This is a genomic window from Tolypothrix sp. PCC 7712 (genome assembly GCF_025860405.1).
GTDB classification, from domain to species: domain Bacteria; phylum Cyanobacteriota; class Cyanobacteriia; order Cyanobacteriales; family Nostocaceae; genus Aulosira; species Aulosira diplosiphon.
Map to the genome: position 1 here is coordinate 6,379,834 of NZ_CP063785.1, position 13,707 is coordinate 6,393,540.

Consider the following 13,707-nt stretch of genomic DNA (forward strand, 5'->3'; position numbering starts at 1 on the left):
GTGGCTGAATATTGGGGTTAAAAAAAATCATAAATTTTTAATTAGTAATGTTGAAGTTACGTAATCTCAACTTCAACATCTACTATAAAATTTACCCAACATTACAGTTTGCTGATACCTGAGCGCTAAAATATCAAACCTTATTTTGCCGAGTTTCGCGCCAAACTGCCACCATACGTCCCCAATTGGTGCCGAACTCTCCAATACCCAGCCAACTGCCTACTCTGTCTTCATCCCAAGAGGCAGAGAGTACACCATAGGTTATCCCTAATACCCCTATACCAAACAATCCCATGTTGACCAATAACACAGCAATGGGAGGTAGTTTGATGTCGGTATAGATAGCCAGCAAATAGCTGACTATCAAAGTAGCAATTCCCAAAGCTGTAGGTATACCGCAAAACGCGGCTACTCGTCGAATCATCCGTTGGCTAACAACTTTTGGGATTGCCATTTCCTCTTTGTTAAAAGGTGGCTGCTTGCTTGTCTTTCCCTGAGATGCTTTTGGCTGTGCTGGTGGTTGACTCTTAGCTTTGGCTGGTTTTGGGTTCTTTTTGTTCGGTTCAAAAGGTAAGCGGCTACGTTCCGATTCTTCAGCAGACATAAGCGGTATCCTTAACCACGAATTCCCAGACGAGCAATTAAAGCTTGATATTTTTCCCGGCTTTCCGCTTGTACATAGGAAAGCAGACGCTTACGATGACCAATCAACTTTAACAATCCTCTGCGGGAAGAATGGTCTTTTTTATTTGCTTGCAAATGTTCGCTGAGGCGGTTGATGCGCTCAGTAAGCATCGCAATTTGGACATCGGCAGAGCCGGTATCGGTTTCGTGAACTTGATAGCTCGAAATGAGTTCTTGTTTGCGCTGTTGCGTCAGAGCCATGATCGATGTAATTTCTAGTTTTCTAAATTTATGCAGCAGTCTCTAATAATATCACAGCCCTCAAGCTGTGGGGTGAATCAACTTTACGGGAGAAGTGGTGAGTGGTGAGTGGTGAGTGCTGAGTAAGTTTTTTAACCAGACAGAGATAGTAGATTTTTAGTTGGAAGTCTTGAAGTCTGTTGTTTTGACGCAAAAAAATTTGGTATTTCTCTGTTCTTAAGATTGCAAAGGAATGACGCTAGCGCTTTTGGCTGTACTATCCCAAACTATCCAGCTACAAGAATTATCTACATCATCGGCATTATTTGTCACTTTAAAATACAGCTTCTCTTTATTCTTCGGTTCAATGGCGAAATCGGCATTTTGAGCATAAACTACTTTAAAACCTCTATCTCTTAAGCAATACATCGCCCATGCTTTCAAAGACTGCTTATAAGGTTCGTGGGGAATTGGCGGTTTGGTAATTGCTTCTTCAATGACTTTTAATACTTGCGTTGATATCATAAATTTGCTTGAGGGCTTTTAGTTCAAGAGTTTTTGTGGTAATGGGGAATGGGTAATGGGGAATGGGTAATGGGGAATGGGTAATGGGGAATGGGTAATGGGTAATGGGTAATGGGTATGAGTCTTTAGCTATCAATAAAGTTAGGACTTCCAGAAAATAAATTATCCAAATATAGTCCGAGAATATTTTTATTCTCCCCCTGCTCCCTGCTCCCTGCTCCCTGCTCCCTGCTCCCTGCCAAGAAAGCGATAGTATATTTTTTATTTGGAAGTCCCTCAAGGGATTGTGTTGCAATCAAGAAAGACAAAAATATTCCGTGGTGTTCACTAATATTTGCATAAGCTTTGAATGATGGGAGATATATATAAGAAAATCTTCCCATACTATCAGTACTCTAGTTATGCGTTGTCATTTTCACCGCTCCCTGAGTTACCGTCTACAAAGTCTGACGCTGGCTTCTTTGGTATTTTACCTGACGTTGCCCTTGGGAGGATTGTTAATTGAGCCATTGGGAGCTTCACAGGTATTAGCACAAGGTTCAGATGCGCGCAGAACTGAGGCTGATAAGCTACTCCAACGGGGTGAAGAACTGCTGGATAAATATCAATCGCAAGCAGCGTTACAAAGTTTTCAGCAGGCTTTGAAAATTTACCGTCAAATTCAGTATCGTCCAGGTGAAGGTAGGACGCTCAAAGGAATTGGCAATGTCTATTACGATTTGAATGATTTCAATCAAGCAATTAGCTATCAACAACAAGCTTTAGAAATCGCTCAAGCTACCAAAGATAGGGATTTAACGGCAAGAGCGCTGAATAATCTAGGAAATAATTATCGTGCTTTAGGGGATTTTACTCAAGCGATCGCATACTATGAAAAAGCATTGGTCATAGCCCGCCAAATTCAGGATTTGCATAGAGAAGCTAGCACGTTAGAAAATCTCGGCTATACCTACACTAATGTTAACCTTCCCAAGGCGATTGATTATTTAGAACAAGCTGTAGCAGCGCTACGCAAACAGCCTGGTAATTCTCCAGATACTCAGCGACTTCTACGCCAGCAGGAAACGGATATTTTGATTGCGCTGGCGAGGAATTATTATATTAGCGGTGTTTACAAGGGTGTAGTTGAGAGTCAAGTACCAGGCGCAGCTTTTGAGCAAGCGATCGCAACTTATCAACAAGCTAGCACAATTGCCAAACAAACAGGCGATCGCCGTCAACTTGCACAAGCACTGTTGGGGCTGGGTAATATGTACAATGCCAAGAGTAAGTACAAGGAAGCTGTAGAACCACTCCAGCAAGCGCTACAAATTTTCCAAACCGAGCAAAAATCTCCAATTAAATTGCGCGATACTTTATCTAAGTTGGGTGAAGTTTATAAAGGTTTGCGTCAACCAGAGTCAGCATTGAAATATTATCAGCAAGCTTTGGTGATTGCTAAATCAATCCCAGCTAGTTCTCCTTTAGAAATAGTAGAAAAAAATCAGGAGCAAGGATTATTGATCGCAAATATTGGCAATATTTACTCTGATACTGGTAAATATGACCAAGCTATCCAATCTTATCAAGATGCTTTAGAAATTTTACAATCATCTCTTAAGCAAGTTGAACAAATTACCGATACTTCTAAAAAGGTTGCGGTTGATTTAGCCAAGCAACAACTCAATCAAGGAATTAAATTTAGTTATGCCATGATGTGTTTGGCTTATAAAAATTTAGGACAATCTGCAGAATCTCAGCGAGCTTGTGCGGAAATTTCTCCTAATGTCAAATCTTTAACTGATAAAAATAAATCAAACCCTCCTAAAACTTCGCCAGAATTAGCAGCAGCGCTGCAAAAATTAAATGAGGCTCAAGCATTAGGTAAACCGGAAATGGAAGCTTTGGCTTTGGCGCAAATTGGTGATGCTTATGCCAAATTGCAAGAGAGCGATCGCGCTTGGGAATACTATCAACAAGCTATTACATTATCACAAGAATATCCCCAATTTCAACAATATATCTTTTTTAAAGTAGGAATATTTTACGAAAATCTGCAAAAATATGATTTAGCAATTAATTTTTACAGACAAGCTGCTTTATCTGCTAGAAAAGCTCAACAAAAATTTGATGAAGCACTGATGTTTAATCAGCTGGGTATCACCAGTTATGCGGCTGGGAAGTTACCGGAAGCGACTGTGGCTTTATATGAGTCCATCAAAGTCTATGAATCTATTCGCCTTGATTTAACAGATAAAAGTCAAATTTCAATTTTTGAAACCCAAGCTCAAACCTATAGCCTTTTACAAAGAGTTTTAATTGCTCAAAACAAAATTGATGAAGCTTTAGAAGTTGCTGAACGCAGTCGTGCTCGAGCATTTGTGAATTTATTAACTTCGCGTTTATCAACACAGTCGAGTAGTAAAATAACGGCTGAGATTCCCACAATTGCTAAAATTAAGCAGATTGCTCAAGCACAAAATGCCACAATTGTAGAATATTCTCTGTCAAATTCTCCGCAAAAAGGTAATAAAAAAGCATGGGATAATTCAGAAATATATATTTGGGTAGTTAAACCTAATGGTGAAATTGCTTTTAAATCAGTAAATTTTCAATCCCTCAATCAATCTCTGGTAGATATTGTCAATCAAAGCCGTAGATCTATAGGTGCAGGTGGCAGAGGAATTAAAATCGAACCTATCGGTGAACCTCTACAACAACAAAACTTACAAGAACTCTATCAAATTTTAATTGCACCTATTGCGTCTCATTTGCCAACTAACCCTAACGAACGGGTAATTTTTATTCCCCATAAATCGCTGTTTTTAGTTCCGTTTGCAGCACTACAAGACAAAAATAATCAATATTTAATTGAAAAACATACTATTCTCACCGCACCAGCAATTCAGGTATTAGAACTGACAAGAAAACAAAGACAAAAGCTGACAGGAAAAGATATATTAGTCATTGGTAATCCCACAATGCCAAAAGTAGGAGTTCCGCCTGTACAACTTGAACCATTATTAGGTGCGGAACAGGAAGCAAAAACAATTGCTAGTCTCCTCAACACCAAAGCGATTATCGGTGAGGATGCGACTAAAGCAGCTTTCACACAAAAACTATCCTCCGCCAAGGTGATTCACCTCGCCACACATGGCTTGTTAGATGATACTAGCAAAGGTATAGAAACTGGTATTGCCCTGGCACCTGCTGGTAGTGATGACGGTTTACTTACGCCAGCAGAAATTGTCAATTTACCCATCAACGCCGAATTAGTAGTTTTGAGTGCTTGTGACACTGGCAGAGGTACAATTACTGGTGATGGTGTGATTGGCTTATCTCGTTCGTTAATTACCGCCGGTGCTTCGAGTGTGATTGTCTCATTATGGTCAGTTCCTGATTCACCGACATCAGAATTAATGACTGAATTTTATCAACAATGGCAGCAACATCCCGATAAAGCCGTTGCATTGCGAACCGCTATGTTAAACGCCATGAAAAAGCATCCTCACCCCATAAATTGGGCAGCATTTACTTTAATTGGCGAGTCTAAATAAGGTAAATCTGAAATTAGGAAAGCTCTCTTTTGAAAAATTAATGTATCATTTTGAGACTAGGAATAGCACCGGGGTTTGATCAGATTTTATAAAAATGGCATATTCCCTCTGTGCCTTGTTCTTATATAATTCCTAGTAAATATTTTGTCACCCAAATAACTTCTTAAATTACCCTTGAGTATCGCGGAATTATACCTCAGGTACTTCCAGAAATTAAATTATTCATTTTTCTGAGCAAAGACCATAATTGTATTCTTCCTCCTCTGACTTGAAAGTGCTAAATACTGAGTAAAAATCCCGTTGAGACTTTCATCCTTGGTGGTGAAACTTGTTTCATTGGGACTGCTTCCCCTGCTTCCCCTACTTGCCAAAGCGATTGATTTTTCTTTTTATTGAGAAGTTATTCAGATAGGTGTATTGAGAAACTGCTAATTTTTTAGCAGATATATTCTGCAATTTACGCTTTAATTGTATTAACAGCTTGATAGTTGCTTCCTCAGGCAGAAGTGAAATTTTGCACAGAAGTGGTATTACTAGCAATATCAGAAATACTCAACTACATAAGGGTGTCAATCTTCAGTACAATTACACAAGATATGGTTTCGCATCCATAATCTACACTACTACAAAAGTAGTAAATATTTTAACTGTGTGAATTTAGCTAGTAATTTCTCTGAAGCGCTTGACACAGGTTGTAACAGTAGTAGAATCTACTCTTATCAAAAGAAAAATCAGGGCAAAGAGTTACGTACTTATGTGGATGCTATAAACTCCGCATACTGAACTTCTGCATCTATTTCGGATAACAGTGTTCCGGGTTAGTATTATGACTTAGCGATGCCTGATTGGATATCGAGAGTGAATTGTTGAAAGTTATGGACCAGAGTCCACAAGACGGTAGTATCAACCTCCTCTGAGCTGGCGACATAGTCTCCTAGCGCGGAGGAGACTATGAGATTAGGAGGAATCTATGCTGACACAAGAGATGCGCGATTCAATGATTGATGTCGCCGACTTAAACCAACTCAAATGGGATTTAAACCATTTACAACCGGTAGACGTTGGCGAATATATTTCCAAATTACCAACAAATCAAAGAGCGATCGCATTTCGTCTGCTCAATAAAGCACAAGCAATTGATGTATTTGAATATCTACCCACAGAGGTACAAGAAGAATTAATTAATTCTCTTCATGATGTACAAGTTGTCCAAATTGTAGAGGCGATGAGTCCCGATGAACGGGCAGAATTATTTGATGAATTACCAGCAGGAGTAATTAAGCGTTTATTACAAGAATTAAGTCCAGAACAAAGACAAGCCACAGCTACAATTCTTGGCTATTCCGAAGGTACAGCTGGGCGTGTGATGACAACAGAATATGTGCGGTTGCGGGAAGGATTAACTGTCGGTGAAGCCCTCAGCAAAATCCGTCGTCAGGACGAAGATAAAGAGACAATTTACTACGCTTACGTGACAGATGATAACCGGACATTGGTGAGAGTAGTTTCACTGCGGCAATTGTTATTTACTTTTCCTGATGTTTTGATTAGAGATATAGCTAGCGATCGCGTCATCAAAGTCAGAACGGAAACCCCCCAAGAAGAAGTCGCCCAAATCATGAAGCGATACGACTTAATCGCCATCCCGGTAGTTGACAGGGAAGATAGATTAGTCGGCATTATCACTATTGATGATGTGGTTGATATTTTGGAGGAAGAAGCCACAGAAGACATTCAAAAACTCGCCGGTGTTAGTGGTGATGAAGCAGCTTTGTCTTCCCCTCTACTTACCATCCGCAACCGCCTACCTTGGCTATTAGGAATTATGGGGCTTTATATTGGTGCAGCCAGTGCGATCGCGCCTTTCCAATCTATAATTGCTGCAGTACCAGTATTAGCGGTAATTATGCCCATCTTTTCTAATACTGGTGGGACTGTCGGTATTCAAGCCTTAACAGTCACCATCCGAGGCTTGGGTGTAGGCGAAGTCACACCTAAAGATACTCTAAAAATCCTCCGTAAAGAACTTATTGCTGGATTAGGTACAGCATTAGCTTTATGTCTGACGATGATTATGCTGTCGTTAATTTGGGCGCGTCCTCAAGAAAGATGGGTAGCTTTAGTTGCAGGGATGGTAATGGCAAGCAATACGATGGTAGCTGTAACATTAGGGACTTTACTCCCTATGGGTTTAAAGCGCTTAAAGCTAGATCCAGCCCTCGTCAGTGGCCCATTAGTCACCACAATGTTAGATACTATTGGCTTCCTCACCTTCCTCTCACTAATTTCTGTAGCATTGAACGTCTTACACTTACCGAGTTAAATCAAAGCAACTTTGGGGGTTGAACAACCCCTCTTTTTTTGCTTTGGTAATGGGTAATTGGTAATTGGTAATTGCTAATTGCTAATTTGTCATTCTCTCCTCATCCCCCTCATCTCCCTCATCCCCAGTCCCCAGTCCCCAATCCCCAGTCCCCAGTCCCCAGTCCCCAGTCCCCAATCCCCAATCCCCAATCCCCAATCCCCCTAGACATCTGGTATCATTACCTCTGCATTATGTAAATTAAAAGCTGTAGAGAATTACTAAGATTGTGTCTCTACATTGAAAATAAATAAATATTTATGCCTAGTACAACTTGGAACCGTCATCACATTCTTTCCCTAACAGACTTTTTACCGACTGAATACGACGCTGTTTTGCAAACTGCTGCTAGTTTCCAAGAAGTGCTATCAAGACGGACGAAGAAAGTGCCAACATTGCAGGGACACGTGGTGGCGAATTTATTTTTTGAACCCTCTACCCGCACTCGTAGTAGTTTTGAAATTGCTGCTAAACGTCTGAGTGCAGACACACTGAACTTTGCGGCTGCAACTTCTTCAATGACGAAGGGAGAAACAATTCTCGATACTGCGAAGACCTATTTGGCGATGGGTACTGATATTATGGTGATTCGCCATCGGGAAGCAGGCGTACCCAATGCGATCGCGCAGGAAATGGATCGTTTAGGTGTCAAAGTTAGTGTACTGAATGCTGGCGATGGTCAGCACGAGCATCCTTCCCAAGGACTACTAGACTTATTTACTATTTGTACTTTAATTGACCCCACTAATCCCCGGATCGAATTATTAAAAGGTAAAAAAATTGCGATCGTTGGCGATATTCTGCATTCTCGTGTAGCGCGATCGAATATTAGCAGTTTAACCGCTAGTGGTGCCGAGGTGCATTTAGCCGCACCACCCACCCTGCTACCAAAGTTATTTGCTGAGTATTTCGCGGAAGAAGCAACACAGGAATCAATATCTAATCGGCAATTATTTTTACATTGGCAGCTAGAACCTGCTTTACGTGATGCTGATTTTGTGATGACATTGCGTCTGCAAAAGGAACGCATGACGGCTCATTTGTTGCCCAGTTTACGAGAATATCACCAGTTATTTGGTATTACACGTGAGAAGCTGCGACTTTGTAAGCCAAATGTCAAAGTCTTGCATCCAGGCCCCGTCAATCGTGGTGTAGAGATTAGTTCTGACTTAATGGACGATCCAGAATTTAGCCTAATTCAAGCGCAAGTTACCAGTGGTGTGGCGGTGCGGATGGCATTGCTGTATTTAATTGGTAGTGGCAAAGTGTGATTAGTGGTTACCCCAAAACGCTGAGTAGGGGCTGAAGATAGGGGAAAGGGGAAAGGTTAACAAACCGATTCTCAACATGAAACTTTTCAGCCAGCCCTAGTACGACAAGGCAAAAGTAAAAAGTAAAAAGTAAAAAGAAAGAATACTTATACCACAAGCCTTTTAGAAATTACAGATGGTCTGTTTCTCTTACAAAGTTTGGCGGGACGGAAACCGACACCGCCAACTTTGCGCTATTTACGCCGACTTGCAATACTGCTCGGTTAAGGATTTTCAACTCGGAATTGGGTTTGGGGAAAAGGTTAAAGGGGAAGGGTTAAAGGTTTTTTCTTGCCCTTTTTCCCCTTCCCCTTTTACCCTTAACCGACAAGTATTGCGCCGACTTGTACTAGTCTATTTATCTGATACCAATTTAAATAGTTTTTGCGGCACATCAATATATTCTAGAGGGCAAGGCAGTGCCCATTGGTGTCAACTTAACGTGAAACCCGCTTTGTAGCTAGGTTTTCGCCCTCACCCCCAACCCCTCTCCCGCCGGGAGAGGGGAGCAAGAGATTTAATTCCCCTTCTCCTGGGGGAGAAGGGGTTAGGGGATGAGGGCGAAAGTTTTTGTACAACGCCAGCCCTATATCGCTTTTAGCTTAAGTTGACACGTATGGGCAGTGCCTTGCCCCTACCATCTGTCGCATTCTTTTTTTAAATTGGTATCAAAATACCTGTGCTATTATTCCCGGCTCATTAGTGGGGATTGTAGCATCTATGCAAAGATTGGAAAAATCTTTTTATCCCTCATATAGCAATCCTAAAGGAGTAGTGAGAAACACCCTATAAATTCATTTTTTTATCATTTTCTTTTAATTGAAAATTCCTGATAAAAAAGAGACACGAGCAAACGCGTCTCTAGAAAAAATATGACTATAACTTATGACAGCAAAGTTATAATTACTAATTTTTGGCTTGTGGTTGTGCAGGAGGAATTGTTACATCAATAGGCGTTACTTGCGTTGCTAACTGTGTCAATGGCGGTTGAATAGCAGTTTGATTTCCCACCACCAGAGTTACCAAATTTTCTGGTTGGAGGTATTTTCTTGCTACTCGTTGTACATCGGCGGCGGTTGCGGCTGCTACTGCTTTTTGATAGTTAAATAAGAAATCCTTAGGATAGCCGTAATATTCATATCGCATCAACCGCGAAATAGTTTGGTTGGGATCTTCAAAATTGAACACGAAAGAATTGAGGGTAGACTCTTTAGCATAAGCCAGTTCTTGTGGGGTGACTCTTTGAGTTTGCAGACGTTTAATTTCAGTTTGTAGAGATTTCACGAACTGCACAGTAGTTTGCGATCGCGTTTGTCCTCCGGCAATAAAAACTCCGGGATAATCGTAACGGGGACTCCATTGACCGTATACTGAATAAGCTAAACCTTGACGCGATCGCACTTCATTAAATAAGCGTCCGCCAAAGCCATTTAATACCCCATTGACTACATCTAAGGCTGGATAGTCTACACTGTCTAGCTTTCCTCCCAAATGCCCAATGTAAATATTACTTTGGGTTAATTGCGGCTGATTGACAAAAAATACGCCGTTAGTATTCGCTTGGGATACTTGCGGTAATTGGGGTTTAGCTAGGTTGGGGTTTGGTTTCCAATCGCCTAATTTTGCTTGAATGAGCGATCGCATTTTTTTGGCATCAAAATCGCCCAGAATCCCCAAAATTATATTGTTGGGGTAGAAATATTGCTGATAAAATTTCACCAAATCCTCACGGGAAATCTTATCGATAGTTGCATACTCTGTGGTGCGAGCATAAGGGCTATCTTTCCCATAGATTAATTTGCGAAATTCCCGACTAGCTATAGAATTGGGATTATCATTGCGGCGAGCAATACTACCCTTCTCCTGGGTTTTCGCCAAATCTAACTTTTCTTGAGCAAATACTGGTTCTCGCAACACCTCAGTAAATAAGCCAAACACCGTTTCTAAATCTTCCGTCAGTGCTTCAAAGCTAGCACTACCGGAAGTGTCACCAATTCCAGTTTCTACCGAAGCGGCGCGTTGTTCCAACAATTCGTTGAGTTCATCACCTGAATGCTTCTTGGTTCCCCCAGTTCGCATGACTTCACCTGTAAAGTCAGCCAAGCCAACTTTATCTGCAGGTTCTAAGCGGCTTCCTGTGCGTACCAAAGCTGTACCGCCTACTAATGGTAACTCGTGATCCTCCATTAAATAGACAACCATGCCATTTTGCAGTACAAAGCGTTCATACTTGGGTAACTTAATCTCCGGTAATGGCGGTAGCTGCAACTCTGTGTAATGCTTGGCTGCTGCTGTCGCCGCCTGAGAAAAGTTAAAAGTAAAAAGTACAAAGGCAAAAGCAATTACCACAGCAGAAATAAACTTCTTACCATTTGGGATTTTGAACGCCACTTGTTTTTTACCCTTTACCTGATACCTATGTATATTTTTCTTCATTTTTTCCCTTCGTGTCCTTTGCGGTTAGTTTCTTATCCCTGCTTTGATAACAACTTGCCAATTGTGCGATTTTCAGAGGTAAACGATGCTTTCGCCACACGTTGAATATCAGCAGTCTTTACCGCCGCAATTTGATCCAACTGCTTAAACAAATTCCGCCAAGAGCCAGTTTTTACCTCATATTCCAACAATTGCTGCGCCATTCCCATATTAGAATCGAGGGTACGCAACAAATCTGCTCTAGCTTGGGTTTTCACACGCTGCAATTCTGCATCTGTTACAGGCTCAGTTTTCAATTTCTCAATTTCTGTTCGCAAAGCTGTTGCTAATTCATCAACTGTATGACCAGGCGCTGTCAGAGCATAAAATAACATCAGGTTTGGGTATTTATCGCCAGGAAATCCACTAAAACCTTGGGCTGTCAATGCCACACGCTGCTGTTCTACCAAAGATTTATACAACCGTGAAGTCCGTCCATTACTTAATAAACTAGCAATGATTTCATAGACAGCATTATCGGGATGGGTAATTGCTGGACGATGATAACCTTCTAAATACCAAGGTTGCGAAGGTAGTTGTACAGTTACCTCACGCGTTTGCTTTTGTGCTGGTTCTGTGGGGATTTGCTCAACGGCTTTGGGTTTTGCAGGGAAACGTCCAAAGTAAATTTGTGCCAGTCTTTTCACTTCTGCTGGGTTCACATCACCCACAACTGCGATCGCTAAATTGCTGGGTACATAGTAAGTGTTATAGAACTTTTGCACATCTTCAGGTGTCAAATTGCGGATATCTTGGTCATAGCCAATAACCGGTCGTTTGTAAGGATGGACTTTATAGGCTGCATCGATAAACTTTTCGATCATCAAGCCTATGGGTGAATTTTCTACCCGTAAACGCCTCTCTTCTAAAATCACTTCTTTTTCTTTATAAAACTCGCGGCTGAGTACAGGTTCAAGAAATCGCTCTGATTCTAGAGACATCCACAGTTCCAACTTATTAGCTGGGAAGCTATAAAAATAACGAGTCGCCTCCGTGGAAGTATTGGCGTTTAAACCCACACCTCCCGCTTGTTCGACAATTCGCCCCATTTCATTTTGCTTGGAGAGCTTGGTTGCTTGCAATTCTACTTGCTCAAACTCAGCTTGCAGCTTGGCAAGTTCATCCTTTTTCCCCTGAGCTTTCGCGGCTCGAATTTGAGCATCTAACTGTTGTAGGCGTTCTAATAATGGTTTCTCAGCATTGTAGTCTGTTGTACCAATGCGTTTGGTACCTTTGAAAGCCAAATGCTCTAAAAAATGCGCTACGCCTGTTTTTCCATCTGGCTCATCCACACCACCCACATCTGCGTAGGTAAGAAAGGAAACTACAGGTGCTTGATGGCGTTCTAAAACAATGAACTTTAGCCCATTATCTAGGCGAAACTCCGTCAACTGCTTGATGACGCGATCCAAATAAGGTTGAATCGAACTCGGAGTTTTGCTAGGTGGCTGTACTCTTGGCGCTGGAGGTGCTGTTTGAGTTTGAGCTAAAGCGACTTCTGGTAGTACGCTACCCCAGAACATAGTCAACACTAATAAAGTAACAAACAATCGATAAAGTATCATAGATACCTTCTTTGAAGAATATAAAATTGCTGGCAAGTAACTGGGTTGATTCATCAGCGGTAATTAAAGCAAAGTTTCATCATAATTCGTAATTACTAGTTTGTAATTCGTAATTAAATTTGAATTGATATCCTCGTTTATTAAAACAGTCTTTGTCACAGATGGCAGCCCTAAATCATGGGGCAATCCTCCCTGTGAACTGTTGACTTTTGCCTATCTCAACGAGTAATTTCATATTTTCTAGATGAATTGGCATAACATAATTACGAATTATTAATTACGAACTATGAACTACTAATTGTTTAATACCTAAGAAATAGGCTGATTGAGCAACAGAGCGTTAATCTTGTATTAAGCTTTCTGTAATTTTTGTACTTGACGTTAGACAATAATGCTACAAGTCATGTTCCGGAAAATTAACAATAATTGCTATGCGAGTTTTTAATTCTTCTCCCCCCTCAGAAGCACAAACACGTACCCGTATTTTACAAGCGGCACAAAAATTGTTTGCCTCCCAAGGCTTTGACGGTACTACTACCCGCGACTTAGCACAAGCAGCAGGTGTGGCTGAGGGTACCTTATTTCGTCATTTTCCTAATAAAAAAGCCATTTTGGTAGAAGTTGCAACTGGCGGTTGGGTAGATATTCTCACAGATTTGCTCACAGAATTGAGCGAAATGGGAAGCTATAAAGCAGTTGCCCAAGTAATGCGTCGTCGGATGTGGAATTTACACAAAAATGTTGATTTAATGCGAGTCTGTTTTATGGAAGTGCAATTTCATCCAGACTTGCGCGATCGCATTCAATTGGATGTGATTACTAAAATGACGGATGTTGCTGAGGCTTTCTTCCAAACAGCTATGGATAAAGGCATTTATCGCCAAACGGATGCCAAACTGGTTGCTAAGGTATTCTTGGGAATGTTCGCGATCGCAGGCTTTTCCAACAATACCCTCATGGAACCAAACGCCTCACCCCAAGAAATGCAGCAAATGGCAGAAGGACTTGCTGATATCTTTCTGAATGGAGTTTTAGCGAAAGATTAGGTACTGGGGACAAATTAATTCAAA

Annotated in this window: 10 protein-coding genes; 4 read left to right on the forward strand and 6 right to left on the reverse strand. The window is 41.1% G+C overall.

What is annotated here, in order from left to right; translation table 11 throughout:
• Positions 1-133: 133 nt before the first annotated feature.
• The 4 genes from HGR01_RS26155 to HGR01_RS26170 form a co-directional block, all read right to left on the reverse strand.
• Entirely contained in the window at positions 134-604 is a 471-nt protein-coding gene (locus HGR01_RS26155; RefSeq protein WP_045871190.1) for a PAM68 family protein, read from the reverse strand.
• 11 nt (positions 605-615) lie between these two features.
• Entirely contained in the window at positions 616-885 is a 270-nt protein-coding gene (gene rpsO / locus HGR01_RS26160) for a 30S ribosomal protein S15 (RefSeq protein WP_045871189.1), read from the reverse strand.
• 216 nt (positions 886-1,101) lie between these two features.
• The gene (locus tag HGR01_RS26165) at positions 1,102-1,389 is read right to left on the reverse strand and encodes a hypothetical protein (RefSeq protein ID WP_045871188.1); all 288 of its coding nucleotides are present in this window, start codon (positions 1,387-1,389) and stop codon (positions 1,102-1,104) included.
• 125 nt (positions 1,390-1,514) lie between these two features.
• The gene (locus HGR01_RS26170) at positions 1,515-1,772 is read right to left on the reverse strand and encodes a hypothetical protein (RefSeq protein WP_045871187.1); all 258 of its coding nucleotides are present in this window, start codon (positions 1,770-1,772) and stop codon (positions 1,515-1,517) included.
• An 18-nt stretch (positions 1,773-1,790) separates the two neighbouring features.
• On the opposite strand from HGR01_RS26170, the gene HGR01_RS26175 reads away from it, so the two are divergent.
• The 3 genes from HGR01_RS26175 (at position 1,791) to HGR01_RS26185 (ending at position 8,558) form a co-directional block, all read left to right on the forward strand.
• Complete coding sequence (locus HGR01_RS26175) at positions 1,791-4,925, forward strand: CHAT domain-containing protein (protein WP_045871186.1); 3,135 nt, start codon at positions 1,791-1,793, stop codon at positions 4,923-4,925.
• A 970-nt stretch (positions 4,926-5,895) separates the two neighbouring features.
• Positions 5,896-7,248, forward strand: coding sequence for a magnesium transporter (gene mgtE, locus HGR01_RS26180; RefSeq protein WP_045871185.1), 1,353 nt, complete (start codon positions 5,896-5,898; stop codon positions 7,246-7,248).
• Positions 7,249-7,547: 299 nt separating this feature from the next.
• On the forward strand, positions 7,548-8,558 hold the full coding sequence (locus HGR01_RS26185) for an aspartate carbamoyltransferase catalytic subunit (RefSeq protein ID WP_045871184.1): 1,011 nt from the start codon (positions 7,548-7,550) through the stop codon (positions 8,556-8,558).
• Between the two features lie 945 nt (positions 8,559-9,503).
• Here HGR01_RS26185 and HGR01_RS26190 read toward each other — a convergent pair.
• Together HGR01_RS26190 and HGR01_RS26195 are read right to left on the reverse strand one after the other, a co-directional pair.
• Positions 9,504-11,033, reverse strand: coding sequence for a M16 family metallopeptidase (locus HGR01_RS26190; protein WP_045871183.1), 1,530 nt, complete (start codon positions 11,031-11,033; stop codon positions 9,504-9,506).
• Positions 11,034-11,065: 32 nt separating this feature from the next.
• Positions 11,066-12,637 (reverse strand): M16 family metallopeptidase, encoded by a 1,572-nt coding sequence (locus HGR01_RS26195; RefSeq protein ID WP_369792185.1) that lies wholly within the window; start codon positions 12,635-12,637, stop codon positions 11,066-11,068.
• Positions 12,638-13,068: 431 nt separating this feature from the next.
• On the opposite strand from HGR01_RS26195, the gene HGR01_RS26200 reads away from it, so the two are divergent.
• Positions 13,069-13,683 (forward strand): TetR/AcrR family transcriptional regulator, encoded by a 615-nt coding sequence (locus HGR01_RS26200; protein ID WP_045871181.1) that lies wholly within the window; start codon positions 13,069-13,071, stop codon positions 13,681-13,683.
• Positions 13,684-13,707: the final 24 nt, after the last annotated feature.